The sequence below is a fragment of the Aeromonas sp. s10 genome (genome assembly GCF_040907975.1).
GTDB lineage: Bacteria > Pseudomonadota > Gammaproteobacteria > Enterobacterales > Aeromonadaceae > Aeromonas > Aeromonas caviae.
Window position 1 is genome coordinate 17,322 of sequence record NZ_JBFOCV010000031.1, and the last position, 17,953, is coordinate 35,274.

Genomic DNA, 17,953 nt, shown 5'->3' on the forward strand with positions numbered 1-17,953 from the left:
TGCTGCCCATGTCGAGGGCGGCGAGGGGGCTCGGGCGACAGGCCCGAATGGCTGCGGGGTGTGACGGGGATCCGGTTGTGAAGGGGGCGACCCATAAAGCGCAACATTTATTGATCCTGATCCACCATGTCGTACAAAAAACGGCCCATCATCGGGCCAGCTTCCAGTTTCTGACGCTTTCGCTTCTTCCCTCTCCGGCCACCGTCTGCCCAGGCAACACGGTATCAAGCGCATTCGGATGGGGCCTGTCACACAAAAAGAAGAAAGCAATGTATGAGCAAACAACTGGATATGACCCCACAGCCGGATCTCTCCCAGAAAACGGGAACAGGCCCGGTTCGCACCCGGCTGCCCGTCTGGCGGCCGGCCCTGCCACCTTGCAACCACGCCTGCCCGGCTGGCGAGAACATCCAGGCCTGGCTTGCCCTGGCCGAAGCGGGCCGCTTTGAGGCGGCCTGGCAACGACTGATCGAAGAAAATCCCCTGCCTGCAGTCCACGGGCGGGTCTGTTATCACCCCTGCGAAACGGCCTGCAACCGTGCCCAGGTGGATGATGCCGTCTCCATCCACGCCATCGAACGCTTCCTCGGCGACGAGGCGCTGGCCCGGGGCTGGCAGCCTGCGCCGCCTGCCCCCGCCAGCGGCAAGAAGGTGCTGGTCATTGGCGCCGGTCCCTCCGGCCTCTCCTGCGCCTGGCACCTCAATCGGCTAGGCCATCAGGTGGAGATCCGCGAAGCGGGGCCACTGGCGGGCGGCATGCTGCGTTTCGGTATTCCCGCTTACCGTCTGCCCCGCGACGTGCTGGATCGGGAGGTGGCCCGCATCGTGGCGGCCGGGGTGACCCTGACCCTCAACCACAAGGTGGAGGATGTGTTGTGCGAGCGCGACGAGGGGGGCTTTGACGCCGTCTTCATGGCCATCGGCGCCCATCTGGCCAAGCGGGTCGATATTCCGGCCCGGGAGGCGGGCAAGATCCTCGATGCGGTGAGTTTCCTCGAGCAGGCCAGTCTTGCCGAAGAACAGGGGTTGCCGCCCCCCAAGCTGGGACGGCGGGTGGCCATCTACGGCGGCGGCAACACTGCCATGGATGCGGCCCGTACCGCCCGCCGTCTCGGGGTCGAGGAGGCGATGATCATCTACCGCCGCGACCGGGATCATATGCCGGCCCACACCTTCGAAGCCGACGAGGCCGAAGAGGAGGGGATCAAGATCAACTGGCTGCGCAGCATCCGCCAGCTCGACAGTACCAATATCGAGGTGGAGGTGATGGCGCTGGATGCCGAGGGCAAGCCGGTGCCTACCGGCAAGTTTGAAACCCTTGAAGCGGACTCCCTTATTCTGGCGCTCGGTCAGGAGGTCGACCTCTCTGTGCTGGAGAGCATTCCCGGCGTGCGGGTCAACAAGGAGGGGGTGGTGCAGGTTGGCGAGAACCTGATGACGGATGTGCCGGGTCTGTTTGCCGGCGGCGACATGGTGCCCTCCGAGCGCACCGTCACCATCGCCACCGGCCACGGCAAGAAGGCGGCGCGCCACATGGATGCCTGGCTGCGCGGTCGCCACTACCACAAACCGCTTTCCTATTCATTGGTGGGGCCGGAGCAGTTGCAGCTCTGGTTCCAGACCCACGCCCCGGCCAGCAGCCAGCCGGTCAAACCGCCCTCGGCGCGGGATGACTTTGGCGAGATCATCGGCGGACTGGACGAGACGGCGGCCCGCTACGAGGCGGCGCGCTGCTACTCCTGCGGCAACTGCTTCGAGTGCGACGGCTGCTATGGCAGCTGCCCAGAGCAGGCCATCGCCAAGCTGGGGCCGGGTCTGGGGTATCAGGTGGATGCCGAACGCTGCACCGGCTGTGGTGCCTGCCATGACCAGTGCCCCTGCCACGCCATCGAGTTGCGCCAACCGGAGGAGTCCCAATGAAACATGAACTGATCATGGTTGACGGCAACGAAGCCGCGGCCCGGGTGGCGTACCAGCTGAGCGAAGTGTGTGCCATCTACCCCATCACCCCGAGCTCGACCATGGCCGAACTGGCCGACGCCTGGGCGGCACAGGGGCAGACCAACCTCTGGGGCAACATCCCCACCGTGGTAGAGATGCAGAGCGAAGGGGGAGCGGCTGGCACGGTGCACGGCGCCCTGCAGGCGGGGGCGCTCGCCACCACCTTCACCGCCAGTCAGGGGCTGATGCTGATGCTGCCCAACATGTACAAGATCGCAGGCGAATTGACCTCGGCGGTGTTCCATGTGGCGGCCCGATCCTTGGCGGCGCAGGGGCTCTCGATTTTTGGCGACCATCAGGACGTGATGGCGGCGCGCAGCACCGGCTTTGCCATGCTCGCCTCCGGCTCGGTGCAGGAGGCGCAGGACCTGGCTTTGGTCGCCCACAGCGTCACCCTGCAATGCCGGGTGCCCTTTATCCACTTCTTCGACGGCTTTCGCACCTCCCACGAGGTGAACAAGATCACCGCGCTGCATCGGGATGAGATCCGGGCCCTTATCGACAACGACTGGGTGCGCGCCCACCGTGCGCGGGCGCTCAACCCGGATCATCCGGTGATGCGTGGCACCGCCCAGAACCCGGACACCTATTTCCAGTCCCGCGAGAGCGTCAACCCCTTCTACGAGGCGGTGCCGGCGCGGGTGCAGCAGTGCATGGAGAGCCTCGGCGAGCTGACCGGCCGCCACTACCGGCTGGTGGAGTACCACGGCGCAACCGATGCCACCGATGTCATCGTGCTGATGGGCTCGGGGGCGGCCACCGCCCGCACGACGGTGGATTGGCTCAACCGGCAGGATCGCAAGACCGGGGTCTTGGTGGTGCGCCTCTATCGCCCCTTCCCGGTGCAGGCGCTGCTCGATGCCCTGCCCGCGAGCGTTCGCCGCATGGCGGTGCTGGATCGCACAAAGGAGCCGGGGGCCGGTGGCGAGCCGCTGCTGCTGGATGTGCAGAGCGCGCTGATCGACGGTTTGCAGCGCGGCCTTATCAAGCGGTTGCCCTGGCTGAGCGGTGGTCGCTACGGCCTCTCTTCCAAAGAGTTCACCCCCGCCATGTGCGCGGCCGTGTTCGAGGAGCTGGCCTCCGACGCGCCGCGCCCGCGCTTTACCGTGGGGATTGTCGATGATGTGTCGGGCCTCAGTCTGGCCTGGCACCCCATCGGCGATCTGGAGCCTGCCAGCCGGGTGCGGGCGCTCTTCTTTGGCCTCGGTGCCGACGGCACAGTCGGTGCCAACAAGAACAGCATCAAGATCATCGGCGAGCTGGAGGGCTTCCACGCCCAGGGCTACTTCGTCTACGACTCCAAGAAGTCGGGCTCGCGCACCGTCTCCCACCTGCGCTTTGGCCCCGAGCCCATCGATGCCCCCTGGCTTATCGAGCAGGCGAGCTTTATCGGCTGCCACCAGTGGGGCTTTGTCGAGTCAGTGGATCTACTGGAGCATGCCGCCGAAGGGGCGACCCTGCTGCTCAATGTTCCCTATGAGCCTGACCGGGTCTGGGCCGAGCTGCCCGAGCGGCTGCGCGCCCGCATCCGTGCCCTCGATATCCGGCTCTATTGCATCGACGGGGATCGGGTGGCCGAGCGCAACGGCATGGGCAATCGCATCAACACCATCATGCAGACCTGTTTCTTCGCGCTGGCTGGCATCTTGCCGCGGGATGAGGCGATTGCGCTGATCAAGGAGAGCATCGAGAAGAGCTATGCCCGCAAGGGGCCCGAGGTGGTCGAGCGCAACTTCGCGGCGGTGGACGACACTCTGGCTCATCTCCATCAGGTGGCCATCCCGGCCGGTGAGGAGCAGATCAGCGACTATCCGCTGCCGCTGGCACCGGGTGGCTGCGAGTTTGTCCAACGGGTCACTGGCGAGATGCTGGCGGGGCGCGGCGATTTGATCCCTGTATCCATGCTGCCGGTGGATGGTACTTACCCCACCGCCACCAGCCGCTTCGAGAAGCGGGATATCGCCCGCGAGATCCCGATTTGGCATTCGGATATCTGCATCCAGTGTGGCAACTGTGTCTTTGTCTGCCCCCATGGGGCGCTGCGGGCCAAGTTCTACCATCAGGACTGGCTGGCGACCGCCCCCGAGGCTGCGCAGTCGGTGCCCGTCACCGCCAAGGGCTTCCCCGACAGCCGCTACACCTTGCAGCTCTATCCGGAAGATTGCACCGGTTGTGGCCAGTGCGTGCAGGCCTGTCCGGTGCGGGTCGGAGCGGATGCCCGCCATCAAGGCAAGAGTGCAGAAGGAGAAAGCCATGAAGGCGAGCGAGCCATCGCCATGATGGACAAGGCGCCGCATCTGGCTGGTCAGAAGCAGGCCCTGCGCTGGTTCGAGAGTCTGCCCTGGCCTGCTCGCGAGCGGGTGGACTTCTCCACGGTGCGCGGCACCCAGTTCCTCGAACCCCTGTTCGAGTTCTCCGGTGCCTGCGCTGGTTGTGGCGAGACCCCGTACCTCAAGTTGCTGACCCAGCTGTTTGGGGATCGCATGCTGGTGGCCAACGCCACCGGTTGCTCCTCCATCTATGGCGGCAACCTGCCGACCACGCCCTGGGCCAAGAACGGCGAAGGGAAGGGGCCGGCCTGGTCGAACTCATTGTTTGAGGACAACGCCGAGTTTGGCTTTGGTTTTCGCCTCACCGCCGATCAGCATCACGGTCAGGCGGTGGCGGCTTTGCAGGCGATGAAGGGGGAGCTGGGCGCAGAGCTAGTCGAGTCGCTGATCAGCGCCCCCCAGCGGCTGGAGTCGGAGATCCGCGCCCAGCGTACCCGGGTCGCGCAAGTGCGGGAGCGGCTGGAAGAGGTGAAATCCGGCAAGGCTCGCGAGCTGCTCTCCTTGATTGATCAGCTGGTGCGCCGCTCGGTCTGGATAGTGGGCGGCGATGGCTGGGCCTATGACATCGGCTCGGCGGGGCTCGATCACGTGCTCGCCTCCGGCCGCGATGTGAACGTGCTGGTGATGGATACCGAGGTCTACTCCAACACCGGCGGTCAGATGTCGAAATCGACGCCGCTCGGTGCCGTCGCCAAGTTTGCGGCGGGAGGCAAGACGCTGGCCAAGAAGGATGTGGCGTTGCAGGCCATCTCCTACGGCAACGTCTATGTTGCTCGCATCGCCTTTGGTGCCAACCCGCAGCAGGCGCTGCAGGTCTTGCGGGAAGCGGAAGCCTATCCGGGCCCGTCGCTGATCATCGCCTACAGCCACTGCATCGCCCACGGCATCGACATGGAGCAGGGATTGGCCCAACAGAAGCGTGCGGTCGATTCGGGCCACTGGCCGCTGATGCGCTACAACCCGGTACTGCGAAGCGCCGGGCAGAACCCCTTCAGCCTCGACAGCCTGCGCCCCTCCATTTCGCTCGCCGAATACCGGGCAGAGGAGAACCGCTACCGGGTGCTGGCCCAGAGCCACCCGGAGGAGGCCGAGCGGCTGATGCAGGTGGCGCAACAAGTGGCGTGGCAGAAGTGGGCTACCTACGAGGAGATGGCCACCCGCGAGGCCAGCCAGTTCCATCCGCCGGTGTGATCATGGGATGAAACAGGTAAGACAAAGCGGGCCATTGGCCCGCTTCGTTTTCCGGTGCCAAGGGAAGTGGCCGTTGCCGCGCCTTGGGGCGGTCAATAAAAAGCCCGGCGTCGGGCCGGGCTGGCAGGATAAGTTGCTTATCCAGGTATTCGTCGAGGCGTCTAGTGTGGATGTTGTTTGAGGATGTCGTATATCTCCTCTTTCAGTTTAAGTTTCTGTTTTTTCAGATCCTTCACCTCGGAGCTGTAGTCGCTGGCGTGGTGTTTCTCCAGCTTTCTGATCTCCGCATCCAGGTCGTTGTGCAAGTCAAACTTCTTCTGGAAATGGACATCACTGCTCTTCAGTTTCGAGATGAGATCTCTGTACTCCGGAAACATGTAATGAAGCCTCCTTGTTGTCGTTTGATTGTGCCTGCAAGACCAAAGTACCCCTTACTGCCGGGGAGAAACGTGATCCCGATCCAATTCGGGGCCACGGAATTGCTGCATAAGAAGGGTGATTTTTAACTGTTTGAATTACATGATGATTGCCTGCTGACCCAGGGACAGCAGAGGAAAGAAGCGGGATCCGCTTCACATTCGGGAGAGGGGGTCTGCAACGGGGCGGGCAACAGAAAGGGGCGCGAGGCCCCTGACTGGAAACGGGTGAGCCGTTTACTCTTTTTTCTTTTTCTTCTCGGGCAGGGGCTTGCCGTCTCTGGCAATCACCTTGCCCGCCTCGAAACCGATCTGCGCCGCCAGCTCTTCCAGATCCGGCGCCTTGGCCTCGTTGCCGATGGCGTACTGGTAGTTGGCGATGGAGATCTTCTCCGCCACCGGTGTGCCCGGCACGATGGGTTCGCGCCAGCCCTGACCGATGTGGGCCACCAGGGTGCCGTTCATGATGAGCTCGCCGACGATCTCCTGGGTGGGGATGCCCTTGCCATAGGTGAGGCCCTGCGGGTGCTTCTTGCCGACCAGGGGCTCGGTGCTGGCGGGCATCAGCTTGGTGCGGATCAGCCACTTGGGCGATTTGGTTTTGCCCACCGCCTTGCCGGTCTGGTACTCGTTGATCTTGATGGTCTTGATCATCTGGGCCGTGAACTCCTTGGTCAGGGCCTTCTGGGCTTCGCTGGTCTCGTCGATGACGATGGGGGCCACATACCAGGTCTGGGGAGCCTGCGCCTTGGGGGTCGCCGGGGCGGTTTGCGCCATGGCGAGCGGGCTGAGCAGGATGGCCGTCAACAAGAGTCCGATTTTCTTCATGGTGATTCCGCTTATGTTTCGACAAGAATTTTGTTTTGCCAGCGACGACTGCGCCAGCGCCAGAACATGGCCAGACCGCGCACCCACTCGTCGCAGGCGAGGGCCAGCCAGATGCCTACCAGGCCGTAGCCCTGCATGATACCAAGGAAATAGGCCAGGGGAACGGCAATGCCCCACATGGAGACGAGCGCCATGTAGAGCGGGAAACGGGCATCCCCGGTGGCGCGCAGGGCGTTGATCACCACCAGATTGAAGGTGCGACCGGGTTCGAGGATGAGGCTGATGAGGAAGAGCTGCGCCACCTGGGTGATGATGTCGGCGTCGTCGGTGAACAGGCTGATGATGGCGCGACCGTTGAGGGCGGCGGCGATGGCGATGGCGGCGGTGACGATGAGGCCGAGTTTCAGGCTCTTCATCAGTTGGCGATAGGCCTGATCGAAGCGTCGGGCCCCCGCCAGGTGGCCGATGATGATCTCGTTGCCAAGGCCGATGGAGAGGCCGAACAGCAGGATGAACAGGCAGATCTGGAAGAAGTAGGACTGGGTCGCCAGCGCCTTGTCGCCGAGCAGGCCGACGAAGGCGGTCACCACCATGAACTGCAGCATCCAGGAGAGGTTCTCCCCCGCCGCCGGCAGACCGATGTGCAGCACCTTGTCCAGCATGGCGCGGCTTGGGCGGACGATCTCGGGCAGACGCAGCCGGATGCCGGTCTTGCGCGCCACCAGCCATACCAGCAGCGCCACCCCGACGATGCGCCCCGCCACCGTGCTGATGGCGACCCCGGCGACCCCGAGCTGGGGCAGGCCGAACCAGCCGTAGAGCAGCAGCAGGTTGCCGACGAAGGTGATGAGGTTGACGATGAGGGTCACGTACATGGCCTGGCGGGTGTGGCCGTGGGCACGCAGGGTGGCGGCCAGACAGAGGGCCGCCGCCTCCGGCAGCAGGCAAAGCCCGATGATCTGCAGGTAGAGGCTGCCGTCGCTCATCAGGTGGGCAGGCAGGTTCATCAGCGCCAGCATGGTGCCGGCCCCCGCCATGACGCCGACCGCGGCCACCAGTCCCACCAGCAGGTTGAAGCCGATGGCGGTGTGGATGACGACGCGGGCTTTTTCCTTGTCTCCCGCCCCCAGATACTGGGTGATCACCACGCTGGTGCCGATGCTGACGAAGCTGAACAGGGTGATGGCGAGATCGAAGACCTGGTTGCCCACCGCGAGGGCCGCCACCCCCTGATAGGAGACGTGGCCCACCATGAAGGTGTTGAGGGCCCCGGTCAGAAAGTGAAGGGCCAGATCGATGAACAGTGGCCAGGTCAGGGCGAAGAGGGAGCCCGGGCCCGCGTGGGATTGAGTCTGCATGGGATATCCAGGTGCTGGCGATGGCCCTCGTCAGGGCCAACTGGAGGGGCATTTAACACCAAGCGGGGGCGGGGTGCAATCCTGGTCGCAGGAGGAGGGGACCTGCGACCAGGGGATGTGTCTCAGACCGGCGTGGCGCCGGCCTCCTGCTCGCTGGGGCGGGTGAGGCGCGCCGAGTCGGGCAGGTCGTCATCGTGCGGCCAGCGGGTGAGCAGGGCATCCGTGGTGCTCTCCACCCCCTCGTCGTCCCGGAACACCGGCTCCCGGTAGCAGCGGGTCATGCGCAGGGCCTGGTACATGTCGGGACAGAGGATGATGCCATCCTCGCCGACCCGGATCCCCGCCTGTTTGAACCACTGGCTCATCTGGCCGTGACGACCGGCCATCACCATGTGGATGCCGCGCCGCTTGAGCTCCTTGTGCAGCTCTCCCACCATGCTCATGACGCTGATGTCCTGATGGGTGAAACAGGCCACCGCATCCACCACCAGGCACCTGGGATTGTGGGGATCCTGCACCAGCAGCGCCAGTACCCGCCGCTTGAAGTAGGGGGCGTTGAAGTAGGTGAGCGGGGAGTTGAAGCGGTAGACCAGGATGCCGGGAATCGCCTTGGCCTGCTCGTTGTCCCCCAGGGTGCGCACCACCCCCTCGTCATCCATGCCGAGCAGCTGATCCGTGGGGCGCATCACGTTGCGCAGGAACTGGAACAGGCCAAGCAGGACCGCGAGGGTGATCCCCGGGATCACTCCCATGGTCAGCACGCTGATGAAGGTGATGAGGGCCAGCCAGAAGGCGGCGCGGTCCGAGTCGCGCAGGGCCCAGAGGCCGCGAAAATCCGTGAGCGACAGGGAGGCCATCACCAGCACCACGCCGAGGGCGGCGGTGGGAATGTATTGCAGCGGCGCCGTCAGGTAGAAGGTGACCAGGGCGATGACGGCGGCGGCGATGATGGAGACCAGCTGGCTTTTGCCGCCGTTGGCGTCGTTCACCGCGGTGCGCGAATCCGCCCCGCTGATGGCAAACCCCTGGGAGGCCGCCGCCGCCAGGTTCGCCATGCCGAGGGCCCTAAACTCCTTGTCCGCATCAATCTCGTAGCCGTTCTTGGCGGCAAAGCTGCGGGCGGTGAGCATCATGGAGACGAAGCTCACCATGGCGAGGTTGAGGGCGGGCAGCACCAGCTCACGGATAAGCCCAGGGGGAAAGTCCGGCATCTGGAAGGCGGGCAGCCCCGAGCCGATGGTCCCCAGGGTGGCGATGTCGACACGGCCGAGATTGAACAGCCACACCAGGGCCGCTGTCACCACCATGGCCACCATGGAGGAGGGCCAGGCCGGTCTGTAGCGCTTGGCCAGCAGCAGGGTGAGCAGGGCCGTCAGGCTCATGGCCAGGGTGGGCAGATGGGTCTGGGTAATGTAGTTGGTGCCGTTCAGGATCCGCTCTATCAGGTAGCGCTCGCTGAAGGTGAAGCCGAAGATCTTGGAGAGCTGGCCCACCATGATGGTGATGGCCACCCCGTTGAGCAGCCCCATCAGGATGGGGCGGGAGAGAAAGTCTGCCAGCACCCCCAGTTTGAAGCGGCTGGCGATGAGGCACCAGAAGCCGGTCATGGCGGTCATGGTCATCACCAGTTGCCAGTGACGGGTGGGATCCCCGGCGGCGAGCGGCGTTACCACGGCGGCGATCACCGCGCAGGTGGCGGCATCCGGACCGACGATGAGCTGACGGGAGGTGCCAAAGAGGGCATACACCACCATGGGCAGGATGCAGGAGTAGAGGCCGACGATGGCACCCACCCCGGCGAGCTCCGAATAGGCGATGGCCACGGGCAGGGCCACGGCCGCGACCGAGAGGCCAGCGCGAAGATCCGGCATCAGCCAGGCCCGCTGGTATTGCAGCAAGGCGGCGAGCCCCGGCAGCCAGCGCTCGAGAGAGAAGAAGTCGCGCATTATTTAACCCATTGAGTTACAAACATCTTTTTCTTAGTGTGCCCAAGGTCGTCGGCCCTTTGCAATCCGCTCATGGCCAGTTCACCACAAGGTCAGGCCAGATGCGTTGCCACCCCTTGGCCCTGACCCGTTCGCTAAAGATACGGCTCTCCTGGCGACAGCGCGGATTGGGGCTCACCACCAGGGACCAGTTGGGGGCAAAGCCGTAGGGGGCCAGCCACTCGAACGCATCATCTGCCAACAGGCGGACTCCGATGCAGGTGGGTATCCTCCACCCAGTGGCTGAGGGCCGAGAGCGAGCTGGCAAAAGGAGGCACCTGCTGGCGCAGATGCATGCGGGCCTGGTTGCGCACCTCCCACAACTGGCCTGGCATCCTGGCGGCGAGCCAGGCTTCGTGATCGGCCTCCTTCAATCCAGTCGGATCAGCGCTGTCCAGATAGATAAGATCGATGTCGTTGAGCGGGGTGGGTTCGGCCTTGTCATGGAGGTGATCCCAGATGAGGTTGCGCACAAACCCCGCCCCCAGGGCCCAGTCGGGCAGAGCCAGCTCCCGCGCAGCCCGGAGGCAATCCATGCGCGGGTGATCAGCCCGCAGCAGGGCCTCGGTGCAGGCCCGCAGGTGCGCCTCCCGCAGCGCCCCGGCGTCAACCGGCATTGCGGCGCAACCAGACGTCGATGTAGCTGCAGCTCGGCACTATGGTGAGCCCCTCAGAGAGGGTCCAGTCGTAGAAGCGGCGGGCCAGCTTGTCGGCAATCCCCTGTCCGCGCAGCTCGGGGGGAACCTGGGTGCTGTAGGCGTCCACCGTGGTGGCGTCCAGCCGGCGATAGGCAAGGCGGGAGATCTTGCCGTCCACGGTGCAGACAAATTGCTGCTGATCGGCCTGGTGAAGGATGTCGCTCATCGGGGGTCCTCTCTGGGTGAATGGGAAGATCAGAACATGGCGGACAGGGTTTGCCAACGCCATTCTTTGCGCCCATGGCGGGCTCGCTTACACTGACCGGCCTGCGAATGGTCGCAAGGCAAGGTATAGAACATTGAGAGAGGATGGATCCGTCATGGCCTTCGCCACCCTGGACGATCTGATAGGCAACACCCCGCTGCTGGCGCTGCGCCGCATTAATCCGCACCCCGGCGTCACCCTGCTGGTGAAGCTGGAGGGCAACAACCCCGCCGGCTCCGTCAAGGACAGGGCGGCGCTGAACCTCATCAGGCAGGCAGAGGCGAGTGGTCACTTAGCGCCAGGGGCCCGGCTCATCGAGGCCACCTCCGGCAATACCGGCATCGCGCTGGCCATGGTGGCGGCGTCCCGGGGTTACCGGATGCGACTCATCATGCCGAGCAACATGAGCCAGGAGCGGCGCGACGCCATGCAGGCCTACGGCGCCGAGCTGGTGCTGGTGGAAGAGGGCATGGAAGCGGCGCGAGACCTCGCCCTGGCCATGCAGACGCGGGGGGAGGGGCTGGTGCTCGATCAGTTCAACAACCCCGCCAACCCGGATGCCCACTACCGCTCCACCGGCCCCGAGATCTGGCGCCAGAGCGGCGGGGCGGTCACTCACTTCGTCTCGGCCATGGGCACCACGGGCACCATCATGGGGGTCTCCCGCTACCTCAAGGAGCAGAACCCGGCGGTGGCGGTGATCGGCCTGCAACCGGCCGAGGGGAGCCAGATCCCCGGCATTCGCCGCTGGCCCGAGGCCTACCGGCCCGCCATCTTCGAGCCTGCGCGGGTCGATGGGGTGCTGGATGTGACGCTCGACGAGTCCCTCGCCATGATGCGCCGGCTGGCGCGGGAGGAGGGGATCTGCTGCGGTGTCAGCTCGGGTGGCGCCGTGGCCGGGGCCTTGCGGGTGGCGGCGGAGATCGGGCAGGGGGTGGTGGTGGCGATCATCTGCGATCGGGGGGATCGCTACCTCTCCACCGGGGTCTTCACCCCCGATGCCTGACGGGCAAGGGTCCGTTACTCCCAGGCCCGCTCCAGCAGGACCAGCAACTGGTCCCTGTCCGCATCCTTGCGGTTGTAGAGCAGGGCGCCATCGTTGATGGCGAGATCCCGGATCCCGGGCAGCAGCGCCTTGTCGGTGAGGCCCGCCTCCCGCAGGGTGCGGGGCAGCTTGACCGTCTGCCACAGAGTATCGCGCAGTGCCTGCAACGCCTCGATGGTGGCCTGGGGTCGCCCCTCGGCCGGGGTCGCGGCAAAGCGCTCCGGCCCCACCAGGGGCAGCAGCAGGCGGGCCAGCTCGGGGTCGATGCCGGGCCGGTTGTAGTCGAGCACGGTGGGCAGGAAGAGGTTCATGCAGAGGCCATGGGGCAGGTGGCAGCGCGCCCCCAGACTGTGGCCGAGGGCGTGCACCAGCCCCACCATGGAGTTGGAGAACGCCATGCCCGCCAGGGTGGAGCCCTCTGCCAGTTGCAGCCGCAGGCCCTTGTCCGTCGGGTGGGCCAGCACCCTGGGCAGGGCGGTGGCAATCTTCTCCACCGCCATCAGGGCCAGGGCGTCACTGACCGGGTTCTTGCCGTTGCCGATGAAGGCCTCGATGGCGTGGGTCATGGCATCCATGGCGGTGGCGGCGGTGATGGGCAGCGGCAGCCCCAGGGTGAGGCGGGGATCCAGCACCGCCAGCCGGGGCAGCAGGAAGGGGGAGGTGAAGGGTACCTTGCGCCCGCTCCCTTCATCCTTGATCACTGCCACCAGCGTCACTTCGGAGCCGGTCCCCGCCGTGGTGGGGACCACCGCCAGGGGGTTGAGGGGATGGGTCAGGCAATCCGCTCCGGCATAATCGAGCAGCCGCTCGCCCCCCAGGGTCGCCAGTATGTTCACCGCCTTGGCGGTGTCGATGACGGAGCCGCCGCCAAGGGCGAGCAGGCTGTCACAGCCCAGCTCCCGGTAGTGGCGGGCGATCCGCTCCACCACGGCGGTGGAGGAGTCCGCCGGGATCTCGTCCCAGATGGCGGCGACCGGCAACGCCCCTTCGGCCATCACATCGGCCAGCAGGGTGGCGAGCCCGCTGCCGCTGACCCCCTTGTCGGTGAGCAGCAGCGGGCGGCCAGCCCCCAATCCCCTCAGGGCATCCGGCAACTGCTCCAGTGCCTGCTCCCCCGCCATCAGCTTGACCGGACAGAAAAAATCGTAATAACGGCTCATCCCGTTCTCCTCGTGTTCAACCGGTCAGCAGACCCAGATAGATGTGGCAGGCCCGCGCGAGCTTGCGATGCGGGTCCGGGTAGTGGCGAAGCAGGGGCCGCGCGATGAAGGCGGGCAGGATCAGGCTCTGCAACTGCTCAAGCGCTCGCACCAGGTGCATGGCCGCGTCGAGATCCCCCTCCACCAGCAGCCGGTTTTCGCAAAAGGCCTGGTTGATGCCGAGGCGAAAACTGAGGGCGCGAAAGGCGACGGCGGGGTGCTTGAAGCGCACCCGCAGGGGGTGGGGGCCGTCATGGGCACAGGTTGAGTGCACCCTGCCAGCCTCCTCACCGCAGTGCCAGCGCCCCGCGAACTTGTAGAGACTCAGCCCCCGGGTCATGCCGTTTACCTCCAGCCTGATGGTGAGGCCGTCCGGCAGGGGGGCAAGCTCGCGGCGCACCGCCTCGTCGACCCGGGCGGCGCGGCACAGAGTGCGGCCGATGATCCAGAGCAGGCTGCCAATCCAGAGGCGCCTGCCGGTGGCAAGCAGGGCGTCAGATCGCATGGGAACCTCCGCTGATGGCGGACCAGAAGAGGACGAAGGCGCTCTCCTGCCAGTGGGGGTCTTCTCCCAGTTCAGGCTGATCGACAAAGAGGGAGGCGCAGGCCAGAAACTGGCCCTGGCACACCTCCAGCATCAGGGCCGGCGGGGCCGACATCAGCTCGCCGCTGGCCTGGCCCCGGGCGAGCAGGCTCGGCAGAAAATGCAGGGTCTCCGCCAGGATCTGGCTGCGCAGGGGCCGGGCCAGCAGAGGGGAGTGGAAAAAGCCCAGCACGAACCTGAGCTCACGGGGGTGGGCCTGCATCCAGCCCATGGCCTGGTGCCAGTAGTGGCGGGCCTGTGCCTGGAGGGGGAGACCGGGGTCTGCCTCGCTGATGGCGGCGCCCAGGCGTGTCTTGATCTCCTGATAGAGGCACTGGATCAGCACCTCCTTGCTGGGAAAGTGATGAAACAGGGTGCCATTGGCCACCCCGGCCGCCTTGGCGATGCGGGCGGTGGCGGCGCCCTGCAGGCCATCCTCGGCGCACAGGGCCAAGGCGGCATCCAGGATCTGGCGGCGTTTGTCGGTCATGGTCTCTCGCATCTCGCCTCCTAGCGCAGGAACAGGGCCATCATCAGCCGCTGGTACCAGCGCCGATAGGGGGGGTGAATGAGGGAGCCTGTGCTGAAGCGCCCGCGGCGCAGCACGGTTTTCGCCTTGGAGAAGGTGAGAAACCCCTCGCGGCCGTGATAGTGGCCCATGCCGGAGGGACCGATGCCGCCGAAGGGGGCATCGTCCGCCGCCACCTGGAACAGGCTCTCGTTGATGGCCATGCCCCCGGCGTGGGTCTCCCGGATGAGGCGGCGCTGCAGCGTCTCGTCCAGGCTCATCAGATAGAGCGCCAGGGGGCGGGGGCGGGCCGCCACATAGGCCAGGGCCTCCTCGATGTCGTCATAGGGCACCAGGGGCAGCAGGGGGCCGAAGATCTCCTGCTGCATCACCTGGCAGTGGCCGGGCACCTCGGTCAGCAGGTGGGGCACCAGCTTGCGGGTGGCGTCATCCCGGGCGGGCGTGACGCAGGGGTGGAGCTGGGCGCCGGCCTGCCTCGCCTCCTCCAGCCAGGCGGTGAGCCGCTCGTACTGGGGGGGGTTGATGATGGCGCCATAATCCGGGCTCTCGAGCCCCTGGGGGTAGAGGCGGCGAAAATGGGCCTGATAGGCCTCGATGAAGGCCTGCTCCTGCCCCCTCGGCAGCAGCACGTAGTCGGGGGCCACGCAGATCTGGCCGGCGTTGAGGCTCTTGCCGAAGATCATCCGCTCCACCGCCAGGGCCAGGGGCATGTCGGGGGCGATGAGACAGGGGCTCTTGCCGCCGAGCTCCAGGGTGAGGGGGGTGAGCTGGGGGGCGGCCGCGGCCATCACCAGCCGACCCACCGCCGTGGAGCCGGTGAAGATGAGATGGTCGAAGGGGAGGGCGCTGAAGGCGGCCGCGATCCCCGCATCCCCCTCGATGACCACCACCTCGTCACCGCCGAGGGCCTCATCGAGCAGGGTGCGCAGCACGGCGTTGGTGTGAGGGGTGAACTCGGAGAGCTTGATCATGGCGCGGTTGCCGGCGGCGAGGGCGCCGATGAGGGGCCCGAGGCTCAGCATCACCGGGAAATTCCAGGGCACCATGATGCCGATCACGCCGAGGGGCTGATAGTGCACCTCGACCCTGGCGGGGGCCAGCAGCAGGCCGGAATGACGGCGCTCCGGTTTCATCCACCCCTTGAGCCGTTTCAGGGTGTAGTTGATCTGCATGACGCAGGGGAGCACATCGGCGATCAGGCTGTCGTAATCGCTGCGCTGGCCGTAGTCCCGGGCCAGGGCCTGACACAGTGCCTGCTTGTGGCGCAGCAGCCCCTGCTTGAGGGCATCAAGTCTGGCGAGGCGGGACGCCAGATCCGGCATGGGGGTGGCCTGGCTGGCCTGCCTGAGCCGATGCAGTTGTTCGGGGAGGGAGAACTTGTCCGGTGAGGCGGGGGTGACGGTGGTGTCCATGGCATGCTCCGCACGAAAAGTGACCGACTGATTAGTCGGTCAAATCTAGCGATTCGTTGCCGACTTGTAAACCGGGCGAGGGCAGAGGGTGGCTGCCAGTGGGCAGCGTTGTCCGGAACTGTGTCCGGGCTCCCATTTTTGAGGCATTCGGATTGGTCTTCTATCTAATAAGGGGTAATTGTGGGTCACCAACTCGGAGGGAGAACCGCACATGACCAGGGAATTGCATAGCCTGCTGGCCCGGCTGGATGACGTGATCGCGCGCATGCCGGACAGTTTCAATACCTATGAGTTTGCCCAGAAGCTGGCGCTGCAACATCAGCAGGAGTATTTCGCCGCAGGCCACTCCCTGGCGGGCCAGGAGAAGAACCTGCTGCGCCTGCTCCACGAGAAGATTGCCCTGGCGCTGGCGAGCCATGAGGGCGTCATCGAGGGGGCCCTGCTGCCCTGCATGACCCCCTGGGGAGAGCGCGCCACCTCGCCCCGCTGGCACCGCAAGCACTGACCCTGCAACAACATGAAAAGGCCCCTCGGGGCCTTTTCATGTTGGGGGTCGCACCTACTGGACCAGCCTGCGGGCCTGCCAGTAGCGGCTGTTCCAGTAGACGTTGTCGAGGCGCGAGCGGATCACGCCCTTGCTGGTGGAGGCGTGGATGAACTCACCTGCCCCGGTGTAGACCCCGACGTGGTACTGCTGCCAGCCGGTCTTGAAGAAGACCAGGTCCCCGTGCTGGAGACGGTATCTGTCCACCGGGCGGCCGAGACTCGCCTGGGATTCCGTGGTGCGGGGCAGGGTGAAGCCCAGCACCTGGCTGTAGGCGAGCTGGGTGAAGGCGGAGCAGTCGAGACCGGCGCGGCTGGTACCGCCCATGCGATAGGGCACGCCGCGCCACTGCTGATAGAAGTTGTCGAATGCGCCGCTCTGGCGCACGGGAGGGGGAGGCTCCGGCGTGCTGGAGCAGGCGGTGAGAAGCAGGGCCAGCAGGGGCAGCAGCAAGGTGCGAAACATCTCAACTCCTTGATAGGGCACGGGGTTCATCATAGACGATGATCCTGCCTGGAACCTGAATGACAACGGCATTGACGAGTGGCCGCCTGTGGGGGCAGCCACTGAGTCACCCCGCCGGTTTGGGGGTAATGAGCGGCGTCAGCAGCTCGGCAATCTTGTAGAAGGTCTGCACCCGCGTGGTGCTGGGGCGCCACACCAGGCCTATCTCCCGATAGGGTTTCTCACCGGGCAGGGGGATGGCCACCAGGTCCGTGTTGTCGAGGATGCCCGCATCTATGGCCATCTGGGGCAGGAAGGTGGTGCCAAGACCGGCCCCCACCATTTGCACCAGGGTGTGCAGACTGGTGGCGGCGAAGGGGTTGATCTTGCTCTTGTCCCGCAGCCGGCAGGCGCTCACCGCGTGCTCCGTCAGGCAGTGCTCCCGCTCCAGCAGGAAGATGCTCTGGTTGGGCAGCTCCTTGTAGTCGAACGGCATGTGCAGGCCCGCAGCCATGTGGGAGGGCATCACCATGTGGAAGGGATCCTGGCCGACGGTCTTGCTGTGGAAGCCGCCGATCTCCACCGGCAGCGCCAGGATCAGCAGATCGAGCTGCCCCTGCTCCAGCTGCTTGAGCAGATTGGTGGTGGTGTCTTCCCGCAGCAGCAGCTCCAGATCCGGATAGGCCTTGCCGCACACCTGCAGCAGCTTGCTCAGCAGGAAGGGGGCGATGGTGGGGATGCAGCCCAGGCGCACCGTGCCGTGCATGACGCCCCCCTGCTGCTGCCCCAGCTCCATCAGATCCCGGGCGTCGGAGAGCAGGTTGCGCGCCCGCGCCACGATTTCCATGCCGACCGGCGTCATGATGAAGCTCTTGTGATCCCGCTCCACCAGTTGCAGGTTCATCATGTCCTCCAGGGTCTGGATCCCGGTACTCAGGGTCGACTGGCTGACATGGCAGGCCTTGGCGGCGCGGTTGAAATTCTTGTGCTCGTCCAGAGCGACCAGATACTGGAGCTGCTTCAGGCTGGGCCAACGTTGCATAGGAGAAACCCGATCGATGCTATCTATTTGATTTGATTAATCTACCATCGAGAAGCCCCGTTGTCGCCGACAAATCGGTGCCCCCTGGCAGGCGCACTGCCTTACGCACATGGGGTGGCCTGCGCCGATGGGCAGGCCACCCC

At 65.5% G+C, this 17,953-nt stretch carries 15 protein-coding genes and 1 pseudogene; 4 read left to right on the plus strand and 12 right to left on the minus strand.

The annotated features are described in order from the left end of the window. Positions 1-273 precede the first annotated feature (273 nt). The gene (locus AB5Y59_RS08925) at positions 274-1,920 is read left to right on the plus strand and encodes an NAD(P)-binding protein (protein WP_368211848.1); all 1,647 of its coding nucleotides are present in this window, start codon (positions 274-276) and stop codon (positions 1,918-1,920) included. Next, positions 1,917-5,522 carry a pyruvate:ferredoxin (flavodoxin) oxidoreductase gene (gene nifJ / locus AB5Y59_RS08930; RefSeq protein ID WP_368211849.1) on the plus strand — a complete coding sequence of 1,202 codons (3,606 nt, stop codon included), beginning with the start codon at positions 1,917-1,919 and terminating at the stop codon, positions 5,520-5,522. The genes AB5Y59_RS08925 and nifJ overlap by 4 nt, the downstream gene beginning before the upstream one ends. Positions 5,523-5,683: 161 nt before the next feature. Here nifJ and AB5Y59_RS08935 read toward each other — a convergent pair whose 3' ends face one another. From AB5Y59_RS08935 to AB5Y59_RS08960, 6 genes and pseudogenes are all read right to left on the minus strand, one after another. Beyond that, entirely contained in the window at positions 5,684-5,899 is a 216-nt protein-coding gene (locus tag AB5Y59_RS08935) for a YdcH family protein (RefSeq protein ID WP_005313020.1), read from the minus strand. 276 nt (positions 5,900-6,175) lie between these two features. Further along, the gene (locus AB5Y59_RS08940; RefSeq protein ID WP_010674074.1) at positions 6,176-6,766 is read right to left on the minus strand and encodes a hypothetical protein; all 591 of its coding nucleotides are present in this window, start codon (positions 6,764-6,766) and stop codon (positions 6,176-6,178) included. 11 nt (positions 6,767-6,777) lie between these two features. After that, a complete protein-coding gene (locus AB5Y59_RS08945) occupies positions 6,778-8,124 on the minus strand; it encodes an MATE family efflux transporter (protein WP_160836864.1) in 1,347 nt (448 codons plus the stop codon). 122 nt (positions 8,125-8,246) lie between these two features. Next, positions 8,247-10,070, minus strand: a complete 1,824-nt coding sequence (locus tag AB5Y59_RS08950; protein WP_323956627.1) for a SulP family inorganic anion transporter — start codon at positions 10,068-10,070, stop codon at positions 8,247-8,249. 70 nt (positions 10,071-10,140) lie between these two features. Continuing rightward, positions 10,141-10,726 (minus strand): annotated as a pseudogene (locus AB5Y59_RS08955) (nucleotidyltransferase family protein). Then, entirely contained in the window at positions 10,716-10,973 is a 258-nt protein-coding gene (locus tag AB5Y59_RS08960; RefSeq protein WP_041215550.1) for a GNAT family N-acetyltransferase, read from the minus strand. The pseudogene AB5Y59_RS08955 and the gene AB5Y59_RS08960 overlap by 11 nt, the downstream one beginning before the upstream one ends. A 154-nt stretch (positions 10,974-11,127) precedes the next feature. Between AB5Y59_RS08960 and cysM the strand changes: the two genes are divergently transcribed. Continuing rightward, the gene (gene cysM / locus AB5Y59_RS08965) at positions 11,128-12,018 is read left to right on the plus strand and encodes a cysteine synthase CysM (protein WP_323956629.1); all 891 of its coding nucleotides are present in this window, start codon (positions 11,128-11,130) and stop codon (positions 12,016-12,018) included. Positions 12,019-12,032: 14 nt separating this feature from the next. Here cysM and AB5Y59_RS08970 read toward each other — a convergent pair whose 3' ends face one another. From AB5Y59_RS08970 to AB5Y59_RS08985, 4 genes are read right to left on the minus strand one after another with little or no spacing between them, the layout of a single operon-like run. Continuing rightward, entirely contained in the window at positions 12,033-13,217 is a 1,185-nt protein-coding gene (locus AB5Y59_RS08970) for an iron-containing alcohol dehydrogenase (protein WP_319899380.1), read from the minus strand. Positions 13,218-13,233: 16 nt separating this feature from the next. Beyond that, positions 13,234-13,761: a hypothetical protein gene (locus AB5Y59_RS08975; protein WP_201871992.1), complete on the minus strand. Its 528-nt coding sequence runs from the start codon at positions 13,759-13,761 to the stop codon at positions 13,234-13,236. Further along, positions 13,751-14,341, minus strand: coding sequence for a TetR/AcrR family transcriptional regulator (locus AB5Y59_RS08980; protein WP_201871990.1), 591 nt, complete (start codon positions 14,339-14,341; stop codon positions 13,751-13,753). The genes AB5Y59_RS08975 and AB5Y59_RS08980 overlap by 11 nt, the downstream gene beginning before the upstream one ends. An 8-nt stretch (positions 14,342-14,349) precedes the next feature. Further along, complete coding sequence (locus AB5Y59_RS08985; RefSeq protein WP_201871988.1) at positions 14,350-15,780, minus strand: coniferyl aldehyde dehydrogenase; 1,431 nt, start codon at positions 15,778-15,780, stop codon at positions 14,350-14,352. 211 nt (positions 15,781-15,991) lie between these two features. Between AB5Y59_RS08985 and AB5Y59_RS08990 the strand changes: the two genes are divergently transcribed. Next, complete coding sequence (locus AB5Y59_RS08990) at positions 15,992-16,285, plus strand: hypothetical protein (protein ID WP_010674084.1); 294 nt, start codon at positions 15,992-15,994, stop codon at positions 16,283-16,285. A gap of 54 nt (positions 16,286-16,339) precedes the next feature. Here AB5Y59_RS08990 and AB5Y59_RS08995 read toward each other — a convergent pair whose 3' ends face one another. Beyond that, positions 16,340-16,789 (minus strand): C40 family peptidase, encoded by a 450-nt coding sequence (locus AB5Y59_RS08995; protein ID WP_182976448.1) that lies wholly within the window; start codon positions 16,787-16,789, stop codon positions 16,340-16,342. A gap of 106 nt (positions 16,790-16,895) precedes the next feature. Then, entirely contained in the window at positions 16,896-17,810 is a 915-nt protein-coding gene (locus AB5Y59_RS09000; protein WP_010674086.1) for a hydrogen peroxide-inducible genes activator, read from the minus strand. Positions 17,811-17,953 lie beyond the last annotated feature (143 nt).